This is a genomic window from Weizmannia sp. FSL K6-3076 (assembly GCF_038007245.1).
GTDB classification, from domain to species: Bacteria; Bacillota; Bacilli; order Bacillales; family Bacillaceae_C; genus Weizmannia; species Weizmannia faecalis.
Genome location: NZ_JBBOWU010000001.1, coordinates 1,507,330 through 1,529,783, shown reverse-complemented (window position 1 = coordinate 1,529,783; position 22,454 = coordinate 1,507,330). Strand labels below are relative to the sequence as shown.

Sequence of the window (22,454 nt, the reverse complement as noted above, 5' to 3'; positions counted from 1 at the left end):
GTAAAAAAGGGCGGCCAGAACCGCCCTTTTTTACTTGCTTGCTTTTTCTAAACCTTCTTTTTGATAAAGGTGTACATAATGCATCACTTCGGACACGTATTTACGGCTGTGGTTATACGCAAAAACCGCTTTTTGAATCTGCCCGTTTGCCGCCCCGTTTTTCGACAAATAATTTGCCGCGCTGAAAATCGCATCTTTATCGTTAAACGGGTCTGCTTTCCCGTCCCCGTCCGCATCGACGCCATATCCTCCGTATTTTTTTATGACAGCCGGGTTCGTTTCTTCATTTTTCGGGATGTCTCCTTTTCCAAGGCCGCTGCATGACGGATGTTTCCAGCCGACAAATGTGCACGGCATAAATTGCATCGGGCCTTGGGCGCCGGCCGGCGAGACCATCGGCTTCATCGTTGAAAACCTGGTTTCCACCCGGTGATGAGCGGCAAGCACATACCAGGGAACCCCGTATATTTTCTCTGCTTCCAAATAGATGGACAAATATTTTTCAGGGATTTGGGGATCCGTTTTTTTCTGGATGTTCTCTTCGAAAATAAAATAGGCGCTTAACACGATGACCGGAATAAGCAGGACGATCCACGTTTTACCCCGGTTCCGCTTCTTTTTCTTCCATGTTTTGGGCATTTCCGTTTGAATCCTTTCGTCTTTCCGTTAAAACCTCTCCCCTTTATATTATCGAATGAAAAAGCCGAAATCCATAGAAAGATTCCGGCTTTTTCCCGCATGCATTACTGCACGCCTGCATAATGGTCTTGCAGCTGTTCACGCAATGCCCGTTTTAAAAACTTGCCGACAGACGTTTTCGGGATTTCTTTCATAAACAAAATGTCGTCAGGGACCCACCATGAGGCAAATTGTGTTTTTAAATAATCTTTTAGTTCCGCAGCCGTGATTTTGTTTTCATATTCGCTTTTTAAAACCACACAGCCGAGCGGGCGTTCCTGCCATTTCGGGTGGGGAACGGCAATGACGGCTGCTTCAAAGACCGCTTCGTGCGACATGAGAGCGTTTTCAAGTTCGACGGAAGAAATCCACTCGCCGCCGCTTTTAATCAGGTCTTTTGTCCGGTCGGTAATCTTTAGGTACCCTTCCTGATCCACGACTGCAATATCTCCGGTATACAGCCAGCCATCCCTGAATGCTTCCTGCGTACGCTCGTCATTGTAATATTCATCCGCAATCCACGGCCCTCTTACGATCAGTTCCCCCATTGTTTTTCCGTCCCACGGTACTTCTCCGTTCTCATTGACGACTTTCACTTCAACGCCGGGAACAGGCAGCCCGGTTTTTCCTCTCACATCCACCATTTCGTCCACGGTAAAATGATCCATGCTGCTTTTTAACGTGGCCAACGAAACAACCGGGGTCGTTTCCGTCATCCCGTAGCCGGTCATAAACGGCACTTTGTACGTTTCCTCGTAAGCACGGATCAATCCCTTAGGCGATGCCGCACCCCCGCTTACGATCAGGCGCAGGCTGCTGATATCATACGGCTTTTCCTGCAGCACTTTCAGCATGCCGATCCAAATCGTCGGGACGCCTGCTGTCATCGTGACTTTTTCTTTTTCAATGAGCTGTGCGAGAATTTCCGGTGTAAAAGAAGGCCCCGGCAGCACCTGGGTTGCCCCGAACCAGGTGGCTGCATAGGGAAGCCCCCAGGCATTGACATGAAACATCGGAACGACCGTCATGGCGATGTCGCGTTCCTGAACGCTGAGCTGGTCACTAAGCCCGAGCGCCATGCTGTGCAAATAAAGGCCGCGGTGGGAATAGACAACCCCTTTCGGATAGCCGGTTGTTGCCGACGTGTAGCACATCGCGGCTGGCGCATGTTCATCAAGGTCGTGTAAAAACGGATAACGCTCATCGCCTTCTTCCAGGATGGCTTCATAAGAGGAGACAGGAAACAAGGTAGTTTCCGGAACCGCCTTCTCATCGCTCATAATGATAAAATGCTCGACCGTTTTCAGGCGATCCCGGATTTTTTCAATCACCGGGACGAGATCTTCATCGATCAGCAAAATTTTATCTTCCGCATGGTTAATGACATGGGTGAGATGGTCTTCTGACAAACGGATGTTGACCATATGAAGGACAGCCCCGCGGCATGGCACGGCAAAATAGGCCTCCAAATGGCGGTGGTGGTTCCATGCAAACGTACCAACCCGGTCTCCTTTTTTCATCCCGAGTTTTTCCAGCGCACTGGCAAGCCGGCGTGTCCGTTTTGCAATTTCACGATACGGAATCCGCTGAATCCCGGTGTGTGTACGTGAAATGACATATTTTTCGGGAAAATAGCGTTCAGCCCTCTCGATCATAGTAGAAAGCAGAAGCGGTGTCTTCATCATCAGTATCTACCCCTTTAGCTGTAATATATGTTTATCCCGGTTTAGAACAACCATGGCAGGATAAAAGAAGTTAAAATGGCGGCCATCCCCATCGCCACCCCTGATACGGCACCTTGCAGTTCTCCTTCCTTCACGGCTTCCCCCGTTCCAATCCCATGGGAAATCGTGCCGAGCGCAAGGCCTCGTGATACCGGGTCGTGGACGCGCGCCAAAGTTAAGAGCTTCAGGCCGAACATGGCACCGATCATCCCGGTAATCATGACAAACCCCGCAACCAGCACCTCATTGCCGCCGATGATTTTTGCTACCTCGCTTGCAACCGGCACGGTGACGGATTTCACGGCAAGGGAAGCAAAAATATTGTGCGACAGCTGGAAAATTTTGGCCAGGGCGAGGGCGGTCCCGACAGTCAGCATGCTGCCTGAAAGAATGCCGCCGACAACCGGCAGAAAATAGCGCGCAAGAATCGCCCTGTTTTTATAAAGCGGCACAGCCAGCGCAACGGTGGCCGGGCCGAGAAAATAGGTCATGACCCCTTTTGCGGGAAGATACGCTTTATAGGATATATGGCTTGCGGCCAATAGCACGATCAATACCACCGTACTGAAAAATACAGGCGTTGTGAACGGGGAAGGAAACCTTCTCGATAACCGCAACGACAGCAGGTAAACGAAAACGGTGATGAAAATGCTATAAAGTGTCACGGCGTAACTGCTGCTCATGGCTTGCCTCACGCCCCCTTGCCAAAAGCTGGGCGGACATCCCCGTCCCTACAATGCCGGCTACCGCGCTGACAGCCAGTATTACGGTCAGCACCACGCCATTATGGAGGAAAAATGAACCGAGCGACATCAGCCCGACGGAAATCGGAATAAAAAAGAAGGATAAATGTTTTAAAATCCATGTTGCGCCCGTATCGATCCACTGCAGCTTCAAAATGCCCGTGATCAATAAAAGAAACAGCACCAGCATGCCAAATACATTCCCCGGTACCGGCAAATGCAGGATTTTGACTGCTTCCAGCCCGATTTCGTAAATGACCCAGAGCAAACCGATCTGCAATGCACCAATTACTGCTTTTTTCACGTTGCATACTCCCTTTTTATTTGCTGTATTATTACAGTTCTTATTATACAAATATTCCATACAGATTTTAAATATCCTGTATGATTTTTTCAAAAAAAATCATTTTTCGTTTTTTCTCCCCGGCGCATAAAGGCAGCTGGCCATCCGCATCCTATAAGGGGAGGGAATCCGCATGCCAAAACGAAAAAGAAAACCGCTTATCGCAGAATCAAGGAGCGCGCTTGACCGGTTCAAAACCGAAGTGATGGCCAAAGAAGGATATCGTACCGATACGGACCACCCGGACGATATCAAATACGAGGTGGCCAGTGAACGCGGCATTCCGCTTCAAAAAGGCTATAACGGCAAACTGACGGCTGAACAGGCCGGAAAAATCGGCGGGCCGATCGGCGGAAACATGGTGAAAGAACTGGTCCGGATGGCGCAGGAACAATTAAAGAAAAAATAAAACGGGCAGAGAATTTCCCTGCCCGTTTGTTATAGTACAGACTCCGCTTCACATTGCTGGATTTATCCGGCTGCTTCCGTTCCGCCTGAATGCTGCATTTGGTACATTTGATAATACTTCCCTTTTCTTTCCATTAACTCTTCATGGCTTCCGCGTTCCACAATCCGGCCACGGTCCAGCACCAAAATCTGGTCGGCATTTTTGATGGTGGAAAGCCGGTGGGCAATGATAAACGTGGTCCTTCCTTTTTTCAGGACATCCATGGCATGCTGGATGGCCAATTCCGTTTCCGTATCAATATTGGACGTCGCCTCATCAAGAATTAAGATAGCCGGGTCAAAAGCAAGTGCGCGGGCAAACGAGATGAGCTGGCGCTGCCCGCTCGATAAAGTGCTCCCCTTTTCAAAGACCGGTTCATCGAGCCCTTCTTCCAGATTTCCGATCACTTGATCGGCGCCGACCGCTTTTAACACGGCAGCCGCTTTTTCTCTTGTAATCCGCGGGTCCCCGAGGCTGACATTTGAATAAATCGTGCCGGTAAACAAATACGGGTCCTGCAGCACGATCGCCATATGTTCACGGACGGCCTGCCGCGGAAGCGACCGGATATCCGTCCCGTCAATCCGGATTTCTCCTTCATTACAGTCGTAAAAACGGAACAGCACATTCATAATGGAACTTTTCCCGGATCCGGTATGGCCGACAAGCGCGACCGTTTCACCCGGCTTTGCCTCAAAGTCAATGTCTTTCAGCACATATTCGTTTTCTTTGTAGCCGAAAAAGACGTGCCGGAACTCCACATGCCCTTTAAAGCGCGGTACGGATTTCGCCTCCGCATCCTCGCCTTTTTCGTCCAGCAGCCTGAAAACACGTTCGCCGGCAACAAGCGCCTGCTCAAGATTGCTGAACTGGTTGACAATATTGCTGATCGGGTTAAACAGCCGGTTAATATAGTCCACATAGGCATACAAAAGGCCGACGGAGAGCCCGGCTGACAAACCGGAAAGGGCGCTGTGCCCGAAATACCAGAGAAACGCCACAAGCACGAGATTTTTTAAAATGCCGGTTAAATTATGGGACGACAAGGCGTTTAACACCAGCATTTTGTTCTGGTATTTAAAATGCGTCCGATTCAGCTGTTCAAAGGTTTCCTTCGTTTGCTTTTCGCGCCGGAAAGCCTGGATGACCGGCATGCCCTGGATCGACTCATTGATCATGGCATTCATTTCGCTCACTTTCGAACGGATCATCCGGTTGTACTGCTGGGCAAACTTCCGGTATACCCGCATCCACAGCCATAAAATTGGCATTAACAACAGGCAGACAAGCGCAAGTTTCCAGTCGAGCAAAAACATTGCAATATAAATGCCGGCAATATAAACCAGGCCGCTGAAAAAGTTTGACAGCACAGCCACATACAATTCGTGGATGGCTTCCGTATCATTGGTGATGCGCGAGACAATCTTTCCGGCCGGCAGGTTGTCAAAAAATGGGATCGGCAATTTTTGCAAGTGGATAAAAAGGTCATTCCGCATTTTCTGGATAATCCGGTTTGCAGCTTTTTGCAAATAAAAATATTGCGTAAACTGGCCGAATCCCGACACAACATAAAGGCCGAAATACAAGATTAACAGTTTCAAAATATACGGGATTTCCGGGCTGTAAAAGCGGAGCACGCCCGCATAGGATATCTTTTCCGCCCGGTAAGAAGCCGTTTTGCCATTATAGGTCATATACAGTTTTCCGTCCCGGTACGTATTTTTCCCGCCGGTTTCAACACGGCCTTTTACGAAATAAAAGTTTCTTCCTGCCTGGACAATCGTCCGCTTCTTCCCTTTTTTCTCCTCAGCGGAAGCATAAACAAGCCGTTTGTAATGGCGGCCGTGATAAGAAACCGCCTGGCGGGCATCATGGGTCTCCACCCATACGCTTTCAATGCCGGTGATATGGCGGTCAATCATCGTTTTTGCCACGATCGGGCTGAACACATCCGCCCCAACGGCAACCATAAGGGCCGCGAGCGCAATCAAAATGGAACGTTTAAAGTTCATCGCATAGCGGAAAAGCCGTTTTGCAGCCATTATGCTTCCACCTCCTCACGGGACTTGAGCTGTTGGCGCATGTACTGTTCGTAATACCAGCCCTTGTTTTTCAACAGCTGTTCGTGCGTCCCTTCCTCCGTGAACCGGCCGTTATCGAGGACGACAATCCACTGGGCGTGTTCAATCGCCGACAGCCGGTGGGTCGCGATGATGGTCGTTTTATTTTTCCGCTCTTTCCGGATGTTCGCAATAATGGACGCCTCGGTCTTGGCATCGACAGCGGACAGCGCGTCATCCAGGATCAAAATTTCCGGATCTTTTATGACCGCCCGTGCAATCGAGATCCGCTGTTTCTGCCCGCCTGATAAAGCGACCCCTTTTTCACCGACAAGCGTTTCAAGTCCGTCCGGGAGCATCTCGATATCTTTTTCAAGTGATGCAGTCCGGATCGCTTTTTGCAGTTCCGCTTCCCCGGCCGAATCGGTACCGAACAGGATGTTTTCTTTCACCGTTCTGGAAAAAAGCACATGGTCCTGCGGCACATACCCGATCCAGCTTAATACTTCCTCTTTGGTCAATTGTTCAATTGGAACACCGGAGACAAGCAGCCGGCCGCTTCCAAGCGGATATTCGCGCAACAGTTGTTTGATCAGCGTTGTTTTCCCGCTGCCGGTTTTACCGGTGATCCCGATCGTCTCCCCTTTTTTGATCTTTAAATGAATATGCTTCAGGTTCTCTTCCCGCGATTTTGGATAGCGGAAAGTATAATCGGCAAATTCTATGATATCCGGCTGTTCAACCGTTTTCGGGGCTTCCGGGTCTTTTACATCTTCCACATGCCGCAACGTTTCATTTACACGGTCAAGTGAAGCATTGCCGCGCTGCATGACATTCATCAATTCCCCAATCGCAAACATCGGCCATGTCAGCATGCCCAAATAGACATTAAAGGAAACAAGATTTCCGAGTGTAATTTGCTGGTGAAAAACGAGATAAGTGCCGTAAGCAAGGCCGATCGTGTAACTCATCCCGGTAATGATTTTTGTCAGCGGATTAAAAAGCGCGTCAATTTTTTCGACCGCAATGTTTTTTTGATAAACGTCTTCCGTCATCGACTGGAATCTTGTTTCGTCCGCTATTTCCTGGTTATAGGCACGGATGACGCGGACACCGGCAACCGATTCCAGCACCCGGTTATTTAAATCCCCAAAGGCGTCCTGGGCAACAGTAAAACGTCTATGAATTTTCTCTCCCAGCACTTTAATGCCGGCTGCCAGAAACGGAAGCGGCAAGATCGAAACGAGCGTTAACTTCCAGGAGATCAGCACGGCCATGGTCAGAATAATGGTCAGCATATACATGGTTGAATCAACAAGCGTCAGAATCCCGAAACCCGCTGTCTGGGACACCGCCCGCAAATCATTCGTCGTCCGCGCCATTAAGTCGCCCGTACGATTCCGCTCAAAAAAAGGAGGCGCCATTTTTAAAAAATGGTTCATTAACCGGGACCGCAGCATTTTTTCCACGATAAACGCCCCGCCAAACAAGTTATACTGCCATATATAGGTCAGGCCGTAAAGGGCAGCTGCAATCGCCAGCATGACGCCGATGTAGAGGGAAAAAATGTGTGCTGTCATTTCCCCGGTGAATATTTTATCAATGGAATCGCCGAGAATCATCGGCGGGAGCACTTCCAACAAGTTAACAATTGAAAGCGCAAGCACTGCAATCGCATATCTTTTCCAATAGGCTTTAAAAAACCACCCTAATTTCCCCAATACACTAAACAAACCGTCGTCCTCCTCCCGTCATTTCTGTCTCTATCCGCCTTCTTTCTCTCCGTAAGACAACAGTAAAACCGGATGATGCTTCATCTTGTTCATCCCCTTTTTCAAAATGTGCATCGCCTGATGGCTGGCCAATTTAAAAAGCACTGCCTTTCAACATAAAAAAAATCAATGATGATGGTGATGACCGTGTTCGCGTTCAATCCTCGGGTTTGTAATGACGAATTCTTCCTGCGGCACGTAAAAATACTGGATCCAGATGCCGTCCAAATATGGCTCGCGTGAATCAAGTAAAATATCAATACCCTTATCCGTTTTGACAATTTCATCATGTTCTCCCGGTGTATCCAGCGTGATGTCGTAATGGGCATGGTCGCCGTGCATTTCGGTCACAAAGACGCGGATCATTTTTCCTTCCGCATCTTCCTCCTCCAATATTTTTTTAAACATTTTTGCGGCATTCCGATTGATTTTAACGTTCATGTTCCTACCTCAATTCATCTTGTTTTTGTTTCTTTATTATGACAGAAAAAACGGAAATCGCAAACCGGAATGCTTCACGTAAAGGGTTGAAGCGTTCTTAGAGGACAAACCGCTTTTGTTTCATTGCTGGGGTTCAAGTTTACTAAGCAGGTGCTTTCCGGCTGTTTCGGCCGGTTTTGCGGCTTGGGAGGGCACTCATGATGGCTTGTTTCAGCTGTACTCCAAGGGCTGGACAGATTCAGCCGGGATACCGGATCTTCACTGGCATAATATTTGCACACCCGAAATATTTGTTGTATGATACTTCTGTTTTGAATGGACGTGGAAGACAAGGTAAAAGATATGCTCTAGAAAGAAGGCTTTCATCTGAAGCGAGGAGGATTGTGATGCCTTTATCGAAAAGAACAGTTTTTTTAACGGCCATTGCATCTGGTACGATGCTGAACCCGCTGAATTCATCGATGATCTCGCTCGCCCTTCACAGCATCCAAAAAGATTTCCATTTGAGTTTTTCAACTGTGTCGTGGCTCATTTCATCCTTTTATTTGGCAAGCGCGGTCGCCCAGCCTGTGACCGGAAAAATCGGCGATATGATCGGGCGCAAAAAAATGTTTCTTGCAGGGCTTTTGCTTGTTGCCGTTTCGGCAATCGGTGCGCCGCTTGCCCCGGCCTTTTTCGTGCTGCTGCTCATGCGGCTTTTCCAATCGATCGGTTCCAGTGCTATTTATCCGTCCGGTGTCGCACTGATTCGTACCCATATTCATGAAAACCAAGCCTCTGCGCTTGCTGTTTTGTCCATTTTTGCGTCTGCCATGACGGCGCTCGGACCGACTGCCGGCGGAATTTTAATCGGGATTGGCGGCTGGCCGTCGATTTTTCTCGTGAACTTCCCTTTTATCGTGATTAGTTTTCTACTTGGCTGGTTTATCTTCCCGAAAGATCCGGAGAACAGACATGCTTCTTTCAAAGATGTTGTGCACGAGCTCGACTGGACCGGCATTTTCTTATTTGCGGCCGGGCTTGTACTGCTTCTGTATTTTCTGTTGGAACTGGAGTCGGCTGTCCATATTTGGACGGGTGTGGCAGGCATTGTGCTGCTTGTCCTATTTGTGATCTATGAAGCCAGAACAGGCCGCCCGTTTATTGATGTCCGCTTTTTATCCAAGCACCGTTCCCTTTCTGTTGTGTATTTGCAATTCATCGTGCTGAATTTATTTAATTACTGCTTATTCTTCGGACTGCCGAGCTTCTACCAGGACGGGCTTCATTTCAGCGTGCACACAAGCGGGTTCATGATGCTCTTTATGTCCGGCGCAAGCATCCTCATTTCCCTCGTTTCGGGTAAATGGATTGACCGTGCCGGAACCGCCGGACCGATCCGGATCAGTGCTTTGACTATGATTGCCGGCGCCGTTTTCATGGCCGTTTTCTTTATCCATGCCTCGGTCTGGCTGATGGGTGTGATCCTGTTTATCCTCGGTATCGGTTACGGGATCGGCAATGTTGCGCTGCAGGCGGCAATGCTGAACGAATCGCCTGAAGCCATGGTTGGCACAAGCTCCGGCCTTTTCCAAACATGCCGGTATTTAGGCTCGATCCTGTCATCGGTCGTGCTCGGCGTTGTGTTCGCAAGCGGCATGTCAACAGCCCGTTTTCTTATCCTGTCAGCTGTTTTAGTTGCAGTGAGCGCATTTTTCTTTCTCCTCAGCTTAAAAACTGCGCGTGCCCGGGCGGTATAAAATAGAGGAAGGTAACGGCTTTTGAGACCCCGTCATCAAAGCATACAACTTACTAATGTATTATGCATCCAAATGCTGCTTTTCTTTGTCAAATTTTATTTTACGGATGAGGTCAGGGGTGTCATACGCCTGGCCTTTTTCTCTAAGCATCTGATTCCGCCTTTCCAGCTTTTTCTTTCACCCACTGGATATCGTTTTCAATGGAATCCAGAAAAAGCTTGCACTCGAAAGCTGATTCAATGTATAGAGAAGGCAGCTTGACGCATTTTCACAGATACACCATTCTTCTATATATTGAGACAAAGTCAAAATTGGATTCGTTCAGCAAGCCCTTATTTATTGTAATGGTATATAATGGAGTATAACTGTAGAGTCGAATAGAGGTGATCATTTTGTCATCAAAAAAGACGAATTTCTTTGTGGTTTCATTGATTTTTTCCTTGTTTTCGTTTTTTTTATCAGCAGGTGTACAAGACCTACTTACGATCATACACAATCCGATTATTTCCTTTTCGATACCTTATATATTGGCAATCGTGAGTATTATCTATCTGTTCATTGGATATATAAAACTGGCTAAATCCAAATCATCGAAACACTTGAAATTTGTTCCGATTCTAACCATCATCCTCATTGTGTTGAGTATTTTGATTAACAGCTTTCTTTTGGTTGCAATTACTTCGGGCATTTAAGCGTCATTCAACTACGAAAATGAAGCCTATCAAAAAAGAGATGATTCGAGGCATCGATGTTCCTTTTACAACCTTCAAGAAGAAAACTGCGTGTGCACGAGGGGTAACGGAAAAAGCGCGGCAAAAGGAAGCATGCCACGCTTTTTCGTTATCGGATCTTTTTTGCCCATACAGAAAGCAACCCAATGCTCATCCAAACAAGAGAAAACAGGAACGCAATGCCCGAAAACGCTAAAATATATAAATTATAAGCCGAGATGCGCGCAATCAGGCCGTTTGTCCGGAATCCGAAGAGAAAACCGGCCACATTCAGGAAAACAAGAAAACCAAAAATTGACAGGCAGCCGTTCCATGCCCCTTTTAAATCCGCGGTGCTCAACGAAATATGCGCGGAAATGCAAATGCCGGCAATAGCAAAAATCCAAAAACGGGGGTTCATTAAGTTTTCGATTGAAAAAAGATGACTAGCGAGTGCGCCGATGGAATGGCCAAAAAATGCAAAGAAACTTTCGAGGCCGGAATACGGATGAAGACCTGCCCTGATTGCCTGCATGAACGGCCGGTATGTATCCGGCAATAGCACATACATGCCTAGCGACAAAATCAAAATGCCGATATACACCGGGGCAGTTCCAATGAAAAAATTTCCGATTTTTTGGTAAACGCTGTCCGGGTTGTATTGGTGGCTTACATACCCAAGCGTGCCATCACCGCTTTTCAGCTGGAGCCATTTGATCTCGACAATTTCATGCCTAAAAATGCCGCACATCAAGGCATGGCTAAATTCATGGACCGGCGTACCGAGCCATGCCGTCACCGCAATCCCCTTCCACCCGAAAACGTGGTAAATGAAGGCCGTTGCCCGCTTTTCCAAAAAACCGAGCACAAACCCGACCACAATGATCGTTCCAAGCAGGTTGAAAAGTTCAACCGTACTTAAAAGCAGAATATGTAAAAAGGTTTGCAAATCTCCACCTCTTTTTTCAAAAATCCGTTTTCCTATCCATTTTAATCCCGCAAATCATCCGCGTCCAGCAAGCACATTGTGGAAACCCGTTTTTTCAAGTAAAATAGTGCTCAGTGAAAAAAGAGAAACCGGGTGAAACGATTGGATTTTAACATCAATTTCCTTTCCTTCTATGTCATCCAGACAGACGGGGAAGGCGAACAAACGAGAAAACAGTTCAGGCACTTTCAAACTTTAGATCGCGAAAATTATGAGATAAGTAACGTAAAAGACTTTCTCGATGGCGAACTTGAAAAAATCGTAAAAAGGAAAGTGGATAAGCATCCGAAGTCCGAACAAGTACCGACGAAAATCGGCCGCTTTATTGTGGAACCGGGCTACGGCCTTGACTCCAACCCGAACTTCAATTTGTTTAACCGTGCGCGTATGGCCGGCACGATTGGTGAGTTTCAAAAAGCAAGCGAAGCCTTTCTCGCCGCCTATCTGGACACCAATGCTGTCAGGGACGGCGCGTTTCTGATCGCAAATGCAACGATGCGGAAATACTTCGATGAACCGTTTGTTTTTTTGTTGAAATGCGATTTCGAACCGAAAGTCGCCACGATTGCCGATGAATCCACATTGTTGAAAAAAGTGGAAATGGCGATTACCACAAAAGGCATGAAATCCATCCAGTATCCGCATATGCCGGAAGAAGGCATGATTGAAGAATCAGAGCTGAAAATTCACCAGGCATCTCACGCCCGTTATTTCGAAGAATTTTTAAAGTATGTGGAATACGGCGAATCGATGCCGGAAATCATGAAAGCGCAAGTGAAGACGATGGTGGAAGAACATTTTCAGGAAGTGCTGCATGAAGACAGCATCGAATACGAGCAATTCGAAAAAGAACTTGAGATTTGGGAAGCAAGCCCCAAGCGGACGTTACAGGAACGATTGCCGGCGGAACAGGTTATCGAAGCCGCGGCCCAGATTGTCGAAACTGCCCCGGAGGCCGATTTGCGAATGAAACTGGACCATATTTCGGTGAATGCCCTCCTTTCCGATTTTGGCGAAACGGTCCATCTCGCCAAAATCGGAGACCGGTATGTCACGATCGTCGAGTCTGAATCCATCCTCTTTGAAAAAGGGTTTTCCCCCGTTGAATTTCTGCAGCCGGACGAACTGGATCATGTGCTTGAACGGTTGAAGAAGAAAGCCGGGGCCATCGTAAATGAACAAAAATAGCGTGCTCCATTCGCACGCTATTTTTGTTCATGATTGGGGGTGATCCAGTATCTTTTTCCCTTTGGATGCTTGCACTTTCGCATTTTTTGAACTTGCACGGCCAATGCCGAAAACAAAGTAACAGACCGTGACAAGGCCAAGAAAGACAATGCCCGCAACAAGTGACATCCTTGTTTCATCATTAAACCACATGCCGATCAGGACAGCGATTAAAAATGCAATGGTTACATAGTTGGAAACCGGTGCAAACGGCATTTTAAACGGATGGTTTTTCATTTCAGCCTTTTTCATCTTTCTAAACCGGATCTGACTGATTAAAATGACAAACCATGGCACCATCCCCGGCAGGACGCTTGCACTGTATACATATACGAACAGATTTTTCGGTGCGATATAGCTTAACACTACACCAATCACAAGGCCGACAAGAACACCGATTGTACCTAAAAGTGGAACGCCATTGCTTGATACTTTCGTGAAAATTTTCGGTGCCTGGCCGTTCACGCCGAGCGTATACAGCATCCGGCCGGCACTGTAGATACCGCTGTTGCAACCGGATAATGCGGCGGTAACGACAACAAAATTAATGATGCCGGCTGCGGCCGTAATGCCGATTTTTGCAAAAGTCGCCACAAACGGGCTGCCGATGGAATCAAGTTCATTCCACGGATAAAGCGTAACAATGACGAAAATGGCGCCAATATAGAAGATCAATATGCGCCAAATGATATTTTGGATCGCATTTTTCAATGTATGGCTGGGGTTTTTTGCTTCGCCTGCCGTAATGCCGATCAGTTCAACACCCTGGTAGGCTGCTACGACCAAAGATAAGGCAAAGAAGAAACCTTTCAGCCCGCCGGTAAAGAAACCGCCATGCTCCCACAGATTGGAAAACCCGACGGCATGCCCCCCGTTGCCGATCCCGAATAAAATGATGGCAAGCCCGGCTATAATCATAAAAATAATCGTTACCACTTTAATCATCGCAAACCAGAACTCAAACTCGCCAAACGATTTTACAGATACGAGGTTGGCCGTTCCGAGGATCACCATGGCTACAAGCCCCGGAATCCATGCCGGCAAGTGCGGAAACCAAAATTGCATGTAAGATCCAACGGCAATGATTTCCGACATACCGACAATCACCCACTGGAACCAGTTGCTCCAGGCTGTGAGAAAACCTGCGAGCGGATGAATGTACTGATGGCCGAATGTGGCAAAGGAGCCCGTGCTTGGCTCAACGTAGAGCATTTCTCCCATTGCACGCATAATAAAAAAGATAAAAATCCCGGCAATCGCATACGCCAGCAACACGGACGGCCCTGTCCACTTAATGGTGCTGGCAGACCCCATAAACAACCCGACACCGATTGTACCGCCAATCGCAATCATTTGAATATGCCGCGCATGCAAGCCTCTGCTTAACGCTCTTTCTTCCACGCCATTCACTCCCGCTGTTTTTTTCAAACATGCTTAAAAAATAGAAAAATAGCATTGTCAGTCTTTATAACAAATTACTTTTTCATTGTAATATGTTTTTACCCGAAATACAATTGTTTATATACAAGGAACAAGTATTTTATTATCATAGAATAATTTAAACATTCCTTTTTTTATTTGTTTTTAAAAAAGACTGTCCCCAAAGAGGAGCAGTCTTTTTAAACAGTGCATCGGGCCCGCTACCGGTTGTTTCTTTCTCTTACATCATCGTTCGGTGAGTTTCCAGTTCCATCTTTTGCTTTGCTGTTCGGTGTCCCGAATATTTGATTGTCTTTCGTGACTTTCGCGCCTTCCAAAAATCGATCTTTTTTCTTCATGTGCATTCTCCTTTGTTGTTGATTCACGTTCAGCCGGGACCGCGCGTCAGGCTGCCCCGCCTAATTTTGCGCCCTTGTTTTACTATTTGCAGGCAAGTGGTAAACATGCACGCCTTGTTAAAAAAGCCCGGCGGATACAAGCTGAACATAAAAGTGGGTTTAATACGGCCGACATCGGATAGGCGTGCACCATTTTAAGATTTAAAATAATCCCGCAGTACCTGGAAATCTTCCGACAAATCTATTTCATTCGGTTCCGTCTGAAGCAGGCGGGCGATCAACGGTTCCAGTTCATCCGGATCCTGCTTGTCCGTATACTGGATAAAATTCAACCCGGAAAGCCAGTCGGTATAGGAATGTTTTGCTTTTCCGTAGCTGTTGCCGAATACGAGGCACGGCGTATTGGTGATAATCGAAAAAATCATCGCGTGCAATCGGTCGGTAATGACAAGTTTGCGCGAGCCGATCCGGTGCAGCATTTTCATGAAATATGTTTCCCTGTCCGCATAATCGATCGTGTCCACTTCCGATAACACGGTATCCGTGCGGTCAACAGGCCCGATGTTCGCAGCTCTTTCCATGAGTTCGGAGACAAAATTTTCATCTGTCACTTTTTCTTTATCCGCCCTTAATACAAAAAGCACGCCATCCCTTTCCAGATCCTGCGGTTCAATTTTTAACGACAGAACCATATCCGGGGTGTACAATACATTTGCGTTGAAGGTCTCCTTGACGATTTCCAGGCTTTGCGATTCGCGAACACATATGGTGAGATTTGGATTACTGCCATAGGCTTCCTGCGATTTCCTTTTCTCCCGCTGTCCTTTTTCGGTAGGTTCAAAATAAACGGATTGCGGCATAGAGATGGTTTTATAATCTTTAAAAGCCGAGATCACTTTTCGACGGTCTTCTTCAATGTCCAGGTAGAGACTGCCGAGATTACCGCCGCCTGTAAAGCAGACGATGTCCTCTTTCCCAATGATCTTTTTCACAAAATCAATTCCCTCATCCGTCGCATAGTCCATTATTTCGATGTATTCGTAATAAGGAAAATGGTTACGGATAAATTTTTCCTCTGCATAGGCAATGGCCTGGTCCCCGATATTTGTGTAGCTTGGGGAACCAAAGAGGAAAACTTTTCTTTTATCATTGTATAAGGCATCGGGTTCCACATTTGGGGCAATCCCCTTTGCCGGTTTTTGACCATTTCGGATTTGTTCACTCATACATTATCCCTCCGTCATCGTTACGTGATTATGCTTGCCGGATAATTTCTTGTACCCACTTATAAGGGGCAATACACTTGGATGAGCGAGCAAAACCTAAAATTTGTTATTTTAGTATATTTTTTATATTCTATTTACGAGTTTGAAGATGAGCATCATAATGGGGTTCAGAACTTAGGGACAAGTTCTGAACCCCTATTTGTCTACAATCTGAGCATGAGCAGAAATTCTTACTTAATATTCGTTATGAATTCCTTCATCCTTACTTTGAAATCTAAATCCACTAATTTGACAACAAGATACGATTCTAACAATTTATTGCGACTTCACGACGTTGCAGTCGACTGAGGTCTTTTTAGAAGGAGAACGTGAAGTCAATATTGTTAATCCAATTGCAATTGTAACGCCTAAAGCGGCTAACCAGGTAATGGAAGTGAGGGAAATTCTCTCTACAAAGATACCCCCAATGCCTGCCCCTGCCGCCATGGCCAACTGCATCATTGATTGATTGAGACCGAGCAATACACTAGATGATTCCGGCTCTATTGTAGCTAGGTGATATTGTTGAGTCGGGCCAGTAGACCATGCTGCAAAGGACCATAATATTAATATGACCAACACGCCCACGTAAGAGTGGGTAACGATTGATAACAGAACGAGCATGGTGATATGTAAGATCATGCCACCAATGAGTGTGAACCGCACACCCCACCGATCGGTACTAAATCCGCCAAACTTTGATCCAACTAGACTGGCAATACCAAATATAAGGAGAACGCCGCTAAGCAATTTGTCACTTACACCTGAAATATTTAGCAGGTAAGGGGATAAGTAGGTATAAACAATGGAATATCCGCCAAGCCAGAAAAAAGTGATGGCTAATCCGAGTACCACTTTTGGTTTTTTTAATAAAGCGAGTTGCTGATTTAAAGGTGTCAATTTTTCCACCTGAATTTTTGGAATGGTAAGCGAAATAATAACCATCGCAACTAATCCAAGTAAGGCAATCCCTCCAAAAACAGCCTTCCAACCCAGTACCTCACTCGTCATTCTTCCAAGTGGAACGCCAATGATTAATGATGCTGTCAATCCCATAATGACAGTGGCAATGGCGCTAGCTTTCTTCCCTTTTGGAGCAATTTTCTCCGCAATCGTTAAGGCTGTCACTACAACCATTCCTGCACCAAAGGCCATAATAATCCTTGAGACAATAAAGAATCCATAACCAGGAAGGATGAATGCAAGAATATTTCCAATAACAAATAGACCAAGTGAATATATCATTAACTTACGTTTATCCATTCTGGAGGTGATAGCCATTAATACAGGTGTGAAAATAGCATATACAAGCGAAAAAATGGTTATTAACTGACCAGCTGCTGCGAGAGTAATGCCTAATGATTCCGAAATATTATCCAAAATTCCGGAAATGATATACTGTGAAGTTCCAACTAAAAAACTTACGATCGCTAAGATATAGATCTTACCAGTGTTTGACAAAATAAATCACTCCTTCATCATCAAAATATATCAGGGTTGAACGTTTTGTATCGACAAAAACACATATCGTGATATGTCGATATGTTTAAGGAAATGAAACTGTATTCATAATCAGGATTCAGTTTCATTTTTTAAATATTCTTTTCAAAGAGAGTGGCAATTTTTTTTATGGCTTCTTCATCTCTTTTGTAGTAAGTATATTTACCAATACGTTCTGCCGTAATTAACCCAGCTCGTTGCAGTATGGAAAGGTATTGAGATACTGTGGATTGCGTCATTTTCAATTTATCTGTTATTTGACTAACACATACCCCTGTAGTATTCATATCAATCCCTTCGTGGGGCGTAAAATGACGATCCGGTTCTTTCAGCCATTGTAAAATTTGCAATCTTGATTCATTGGATAAGGCTTTGAAGACTTCAATGAGTTCCATACAAATCATTATATCGAAAAATAACGATATGTCAACACATGATTCTGAAACAAAATCCAAAAAGGGTTCCATCAGATCCATCGTGCGTGTTTTGAATTCAAGATCGGCACCCTCCATCTTTTTCAGCTATAACAGGTCCTTATTTAAAAGCGTATCGCGCCGACAGGTTCCGTCAATAAAGGACGTGAGAAAAGGATCGTTTGACATTGGCAGCGTGTTCCCTTATTTTTAGACTGTTGATAAACATTAAAACCACACAATTTAATAAGATCTCGATCAGAAGTATTATCATTTTGTTTTAAAATGCTCATTAACCACACCTCATTTACTAGGTTCCAAGATGATATCATCTATCCCTGATGTCGTACCTTCCTGCTTTTTCGCCGTTCCTGTTCTTTTTAATATTTCGTTACTTTTGATATAAACACCATAATTCCCCGGTGGTAACCCATTTGATTTTTTTAATTTATTAATCACTTCTTTGGCTATTGATTTATCTGGGAGACTATGTTTTTTCTCCATAAAAAATGTGAGCGTAATCATCATTCCCTCCTTATCGAATGGTGTTTGCTTTATTAAATGTATAGCAGAAAGGCATGATAGGCTTCTGGAAATATTAAATCCGACGTACTTGTGTAGTAATATGGGGTGGTGAAACCAGTGCTGGCAGTATGATCCACAGCTTCTTTGGTCCTACCAATAACCGGGTATTCTCTCGCAATCGCCGTACAAAATGCATCCAGCTTTTGAAATTCCTTTTCATATGCCATGACATACAAACCTGTTGTAATTGCCCCTTCAACAGAGCCCTCATAGGCGCCCACATCGCCAATCTTTTTGTTTTCCAAATCAATTCCAACGATGACAGAGGTATGAAATTTCGGATCTTTTTTGGATTCAACAAATACAACTGCCGCGTCAGTTGCGCCGTATATATGATGGACGGTGATATCCAGATGGTATTTTTGGATAAAATATTGCTTGACCCTTTGAACGATTTGTTTCCGGTGCTGATTCGCAAATTTCCCTGTCTCTTCTCCGTTATCAAACGAATAACCTTGCCCCGTGTAATCCTGTACCGGCATGTACTCTGATGCTTCCGCCCGCTTTTTTTCATCCCCTTTATGCGGCATTAAGCTACACCCCCCTAATAAAAACAGCAGCATCACGACCATTCCGCTTCTTTTAAAAGTCATTATTTACACTCCAAACAAAAGTAATTTTCCTTTTTAGAAAAACTGATCTAAAATGCCTGGCGTTGTATCCGACTACCATTGCATCAGGACCGGAAGATGAATGATTATAGTTAGTTTGTTTAACAATAGATATACGAACGAAATTTATTTATCTTTTGAGGATGGTCACATATATGGAATCCGCTCAATTTAATCAAATCCTGATCAGAAATACGTTTTTTCATTTCGCCACTTCCCCATTTGGTTCAATAATCACATCATTGTTTTTTGTATCTGAATCTTCATAATCCTTTTCGGTTCCAGTCCGCATTAAAATATCATTACTATTTACGGATATTGAATATTCACCCGGCGGAAAATCTTTTTGTTTTTTCAATTCATCTTTTATCTTATTTACAAGCGTTTTATCAGGGTGCTCATGTTTTTTTCGCATATAAAATGTTAATTCTATTATCATATTGTCAGGAACGAATTTTTGATCTTCTATCTGCTTTTTTAGATTCTGACCAGTGGTTTTTGGGTTATTTAGAAAAGATTTGTAAGCCTTTAAAAACTCTAAATGCGTCGTATTTAAATAATAATATGGCGTAGCATAACCGGAATCAACTGTATGATCCACAGCTTCCTTTGTCCTGCCAATAACCGGGTATTCTTTCGTAATCGCCGTACAAAAATCATCCAGTCTTTGAAATTCCTTTTCATATGCCATGACGTACAAACCTGATGTAATTGCCCCTTCAACCGAGCCCTCATAGGCGCCTACATTGCCAATCTTTTTGTTTTCCAAATCAATTCCAACGATGACAGAGGTGTGAAATTTCGGATCTTTTTTGGATTCAACAAAAACAACTGCCGCGTCAGTTGCCCCGTAGATCTGATGGACAGTAATATCCAGATGGTATTTTTGTCTAAAATATTGCTTAACCTTTTCAACGATTTGTTTCCGGTGCTGATTGGCAAATTTCCCTGTCTCTTCTCCATTATCAAACGAATAACCTTGCCCCGTGTAATCTTGTACCGGCATGTACTCTGATGCTTCCGCCTGCTTTTTTTCATCCGCTTTATTCGGCATCAAGCTACAACTTCCTAACAAAAACAGCATCATCATGATTATTACGCTTCTTTTAAACTTCATGTTCTCACCTCAACAATACCAGCATTTAGCCCGCTGCAAACAGTACATAAATCCGCGAAAAAAAATTACCTTTCTACTTTCATTCTATTAAAAAGCAATATTATCTACCCATCTTCCTTGGAAAATAAACCAAAATTTTTATATTTGTACATCCTCAAAATTTTCATTTAAGTTGATTTTAACAGCTGTACTGCATAGCGTCCATCAGCCAATTGACGCATCTCCCGCGTTTCTCCAACGAAAAACGTCCTTTCTACAGGTACCAATTTATTCTTTTCGGGTTCTCGATAAGCATTCTGATTGCACGCATCTGGGATTATCATTCATATATTTTAGCGCTTTCGGGCATTGCGTTCCTTTTTCTGTGATTTGGAAGAGCATTGGTTTGCTTTCTAAAAGAAGTGATAAGGAAAAAGCGCAGCAAAAGGAAGTATGCCGCGCTTTCTCGTTGATGGTTAATGTAGCCTGCTTTCGCCTTTTCTTGTAAAATGGAGGGTAGCAAAAATAGAAAGAGTGGTCCGGTTGATAAAAATTCTAATCATTGAAGACGATGTGACGCTGTTTCGTGAAGTGAAAGAAAGACTTTCGCAGTGGTCATTTGAAGTTGCGGGGATCCGCGATTTTGGACAGGTGATGGAGGAATTTGCGGAATTCCGGCCTGATCTGGTAGTCATTGACATCCAGCTACCGAAATTTGACGGGTTCCACTGGTGCCGACAAATTCGCGCGCACTCCCATGTCCCAATCCTTTTCCTTTCTTCCCGCGACCATCCGACAGATATGGTGATGGCGATGCAGCTCGGCGCGGACGATTATGTGCAAAAGCCTTTTCATATCGACGTGTTAATCGCCAAAATCCAGGCTATTTTGCGTCGGGTATATGCCTACACGAGCGAGCAGACGGTTTTAAAAACATGGTGCGGGGCCACAATCGATTTGCAGAAAAACACGGTCGAAAATGAACATGGATGCATTGAACTGTCAAAAAACGAAATGTTTATTTTAAAAATATTGGTGGACATGAAAAACCGGATTGTGAGCCGCACGCATCTGATCGAATGTTTATGGGACGATGAAAGGTTTGTGAGCGATAATACATTGACCGTGAACGTCAACCGCCTGCGGAAAAAACTTTCCACGATCGGGCTCGGTGACTGTATCGAAACAAAAGTGGGCCAAGGCTATATGGCGCTTGAAAAGGATGCCGGCCTATGATCCGGATATTTCTTGTTGAACGAAAAAGCTGGGTAATATTTTTTGCCGCCTGCCAGCTGATGCTGCTTTTCATTGCATGGCTTGATCCGCAAATCGCGCTTTCATCCGTTCTTTATATCGTTTTTTTAGAAACGATTGCTTTTCTTCTTTTCCTTTTCTTCCGCGCCCGGAAAGAAGTGAAATTTTATCAAAGCCTTTCAGAATGGGATGGGGATCTTGATACGAGCGAGATCACCCGCCCCAGAACCCCTTTTGAACAGATCGTGCATCAGGCCGTACAAGCGCAGGCGGAACATCTACGGGCGGAAACCGACCGGAACGCGTCCGCGGTGCAAGAAGAACAAGATGAATTAACAGCATGGGTACATGAGGTCAAAACGCCGATGACCGCCATGCAGCTCATCATTGACCGGCTTCAAGATGAAGAAGCAAAAGTGTCGCTCAATTATGAATGGCTGCGCATCCACCACCTGCTTGACAAACAGCTTCATGAAAAACGGATCGGCAATATGGAAAATGACGTTTATATGGAAAATGTTGACCTGAAACGCCTGATCTTCCAGGAAATCAAAGCGATTCAGCCATGGTGCATTCAAAAAGGCATCGGTTTTGACGTCTCACCGGGGGTTCCGGCAATGGTTACAGATGCAAAATGGCTGTCGTTTATCCTCCGGCAATTGCTGGTAAATGCGGTCCAGTACAGTTGCGGGACAGACATCTCCATTTCCGGAAAAATAGCAGACGGCCGCTTCCAATTATCGGTGGCAGACAAGGGGCGCGGCATTGACCCGAAAGATTTGCCGCGCATTTTTGAAAAGGGCTTCACCTCTTCTGACCGCAGCCAAAACAGGGGGGCAACCGGCCTCGGCCTGTATCTTGCCAAAAGGGCGGCAGAAAAATTAAATATCCTGCTTACTGTCCAGTCGGTTCCCGGCGCCGGTTCGACCTTTACGCTCATCTTCCCGGAAAGAAATAGCTTGCAGCAAATTACAGGCATGTGACAAAACTGTCATATGCTTTTCTGTATTGTTAGCTGAAACGAAGGAAGAAACATGCCGGCTTTTCTATAATGAAATCATATCAGAAAGGGGGAGCCA

At 45.3% G+C, this 22,454-nt stretch carries 21 protein-coding genes; 5 read left to right on the top strand and 16 right to left on the bottom strand.

Annotated features, from left to right (window positions below):
• Positions 1-30 precede the first annotated feature (30 nt).
• From NSS95_RS07040 to NSS95_RS07025, 4 genes are all read right to left on the bottom strand, one after another.
• Complete coding sequence (locus tag NSS95_RS07040; protein WP_014098364.1) at positions 31-639, bottom strand: lytic transglycosylase domain-containing protein; 609 nt, start codon at positions 637-639, stop codon at positions 31-33.
• A gap of 104 nt (positions 640-743) precedes the next feature.
• Complete coding sequence (locus NSS95_RS07035; protein ID WP_014098365.1) at positions 744-2,363, bottom strand: long-chain fatty acid--CoA ligase; 1,620 nt, start codon at positions 2,361-2,363, stop codon at positions 744-746.
• Between the two features lie 41 nt (positions 2,364-2,404).
• Positions 2,405-3,085 carry an LrgB family protein gene (locus NSS95_RS07030; RefSeq protein ID WP_014098366.1) on the bottom strand — a complete coding sequence of 227 codons (681 nt, stop codon included), beginning with the start codon at positions 3,083-3,085 and terminating at the stop codon, positions 2,405-2,407.
• On the bottom strand, positions 3,054-3,449 hold the full coding sequence (locus NSS95_RS07025) for a CidA/LrgA family protein (RefSeq protein ID WP_017550842.1): 396 nt from the start codon (positions 3,447-3,449) through the stop codon (positions 3,054-3,056). The genes NSS95_RS07030 and NSS95_RS07025 overlap by 32 nt, the downstream gene beginning before the upstream one ends.
• A gap of 172 nt (positions 3,450-3,621) precedes the next feature.
• Here NSS95_RS07025 and NSS95_RS07020 point away from each other — a divergent pair, with 172 nt between their 5' ends.
• Positions 3,622-3,897: an alpha/beta-type small acid-soluble spore protein gene (locus NSS95_RS07020; protein WP_017550841.1), complete on the top strand. Its 276-nt coding sequence runs from the start codon at positions 3,622-3,624 to the stop codon at positions 3,895-3,897.
• A gap of 62 nt (positions 3,898-3,959) precedes the next feature.
• Here NSS95_RS07020 and NSS95_RS07015 read toward each other — a convergent pair whose 3' ends face one another.
• The 3 genes from NSS95_RS07015 to NSS95_RS07005 form a co-directional block, all read right to left on the bottom strand.
• The gene (locus NSS95_RS07015; RefSeq protein WP_035188943.1) at positions 3,960-5,978 is read right to left on the bottom strand and encodes an ABC transporter ATP-binding protein; all 2,019 of its coding nucleotides are present in this window, start codon (positions 5,976-5,978) and stop codon (positions 3,960-3,962) included.
• The gene (locus tag NSS95_RS07010) at positions 5,978-7,729 is read right to left on the bottom strand and encodes an ABC transporter ATP-binding protein (protein ID WP_061565328.1); all 1,752 of its coding nucleotides are present in this window, start codon (positions 7,727-7,729) and stop codon (positions 5,978-5,980) included. The genes NSS95_RS07015 and NSS95_RS07010 overlap by 1 nt, the downstream gene beginning before the upstream one ends.
• A 165-nt stretch (positions 7,730-7,894) precedes the next feature.
• Complete coding sequence (locus NSS95_RS07005) at positions 7,895-8,209, bottom strand: heme biosynthesis protein HemY (RefSeq protein WP_013859293.1); 315 nt, start codon at positions 8,207-8,209, stop codon at positions 7,895-7,897.
• Positions 8,210-8,595: 386 nt separating this feature from the next.
• Between NSS95_RS07005 and NSS95_RS07000 the strand changes: the two genes are divergently transcribed.
• Positions 8,596-9,948 carry an MFS transporter gene (locus NSS95_RS07000; protein ID WP_014098371.1) on the top strand — a complete coding sequence of 451 codons (1,353 nt, stop codon included), beginning with the start codon at positions 8,596-8,598 and terminating at the stop codon, positions 9,946-9,948.
• 840 nt (positions 9,949-10,788) lie between these two features.
• Here the strand turns inward: NSS95_RS07000 and NSS95_RS06995 are convergent.
• Positions 10,789-11,607 carry a hypothetical protein gene (locus NSS95_RS06995; RefSeq protein WP_014098373.1) on the bottom strand — a complete coding sequence of 273 codons (819 nt, stop codon included), beginning with the start codon at positions 11,605-11,607 and terminating at the stop codon, positions 10,789-10,791.
• 141 nt (positions 11,608-11,748) lie between these two features.
• Here NSS95_RS06995 and NSS95_RS06990 point away from each other — a divergent pair, with 141 nt between their 5' ends.
• Positions 11,749-12,834, top strand: coding sequence for a DUF3900 domain-containing protein (locus NSS95_RS06990; RefSeq protein WP_026104549.1), 1,086 nt, complete (start codon positions 11,749-11,751; stop codon positions 12,832-12,834).
• A gap of 27 nt (positions 12,835-12,861) precedes the next feature.
• Here the strand turns inward: NSS95_RS06990 and NSS95_RS06985 are convergent, their stop codons facing one another.
• The 8 genes from NSS95_RS06985 to NSS95_RS06950 form a co-directional block, all read right to left on the bottom strand.
• Positions 12,862-14,226, bottom strand: a complete 1,365-nt coding sequence (locus NSS95_RS06985; RefSeq protein WP_199772173.1) for an amino acid permease — start codon at positions 14,224-14,226, stop codon at positions 12,862-12,864.
• A 287-nt stretch (positions 14,227-14,513) separates the two neighbouring features.
• Positions 14,514-14,651 (bottom strand): hypothetical protein, encoded by a 138-nt coding sequence (locus NSS95_RS06980; RefSeq protein WP_014098376.1) that lies wholly within the window; start codon positions 14,649-14,651, stop codon positions 14,514-14,516.
• Positions 14,652-14,845: 194 nt separating this feature from the next.
• Complete coding sequence (locus NSS95_RS06975) at positions 14,846-15,877, bottom strand: polysaccharide pyruvyl transferase family protein (RefSeq protein WP_017550834.1); 1,032 nt, start codon at positions 15,875-15,877, stop codon at positions 14,846-14,848.
• A 315-nt stretch (positions 15,878-16,192) separates the two neighbouring features.
• Positions 16,193-17,377 carry an MFS transporter gene (locus tag NSS95_RS06970; RefSeq protein ID WP_014098378.1) on the bottom strand — a complete coding sequence of 395 codons (1,185 nt, stop codon included), beginning with the start codon at positions 17,375-17,377 and terminating at the stop codon, positions 16,193-16,195.
• Between the two features lie 131 nt (positions 17,378-17,508).
• On the bottom strand, positions 17,509-17,811 hold the full coding sequence (locus NSS95_RS06965; protein ID WP_046721163.1) for an ArsR/SmtB family transcription factor: 303 nt from the start codon (positions 17,809-17,811) through the stop codon (positions 17,509-17,511).
• Between the two features lie 321 nt (positions 17,812-18,132).
• Positions 18,133-18,354 (bottom strand): hypothetical protein, encoded by a 222-nt coding sequence (locus NSS95_RS06960; protein ID WP_014098382.1) that lies wholly within the window; start codon positions 18,352-18,354, stop codon positions 18,133-18,135.
• Positions 18,355-18,386: 32 nt separating this feature from the next.
• Positions 18,387-19,007 carry a DUF1672 family protein gene (locus tag NSS95_RS06955; protein WP_014098383.1) on the bottom strand — a complete coding sequence of 207 codons (621 nt, stop codon included), beginning with the start codon at positions 19,005-19,007 and terminating at the stop codon, positions 18,387-18,389.
• Positions 19,008-19,227: 220 nt separating this feature from the next.
• On the bottom strand, positions 19,228-20,142 hold the full coding sequence (locus NSS95_RS06950; RefSeq protein ID WP_014098384.1) for a DUF1672 domain-containing protein: 915 nt from the start codon (positions 20,140-20,142) through the stop codon (positions 19,228-19,230).
• A 522-nt stretch (positions 20,143-20,664) separates the two neighbouring features.
• Between NSS95_RS06950 and NSS95_RS06945 the strand changes: the two genes are divergently transcribed.
• Complete coding sequence (locus tag NSS95_RS06945; RefSeq protein ID WP_014098385.1) at positions 20,665-21,357, top strand: response regulator transcription factor; 693 nt, start codon at positions 20,665-20,667, stop codon at positions 21,355-21,357.
• Positions 21,354-22,358 (top strand): sensor histidine kinase, encoded by a 1,005-nt coding sequence (locus tag NSS95_RS06940; protein WP_014098386.1) that lies wholly within the window; start codon positions 21,354-21,356, stop codon positions 22,356-22,358. The genes NSS95_RS06945 and NSS95_RS06940 overlap by 4 nt, the downstream gene beginning before the upstream one ends.
• Positions 22,359-22,454 lie beyond the last annotated feature (96 nt).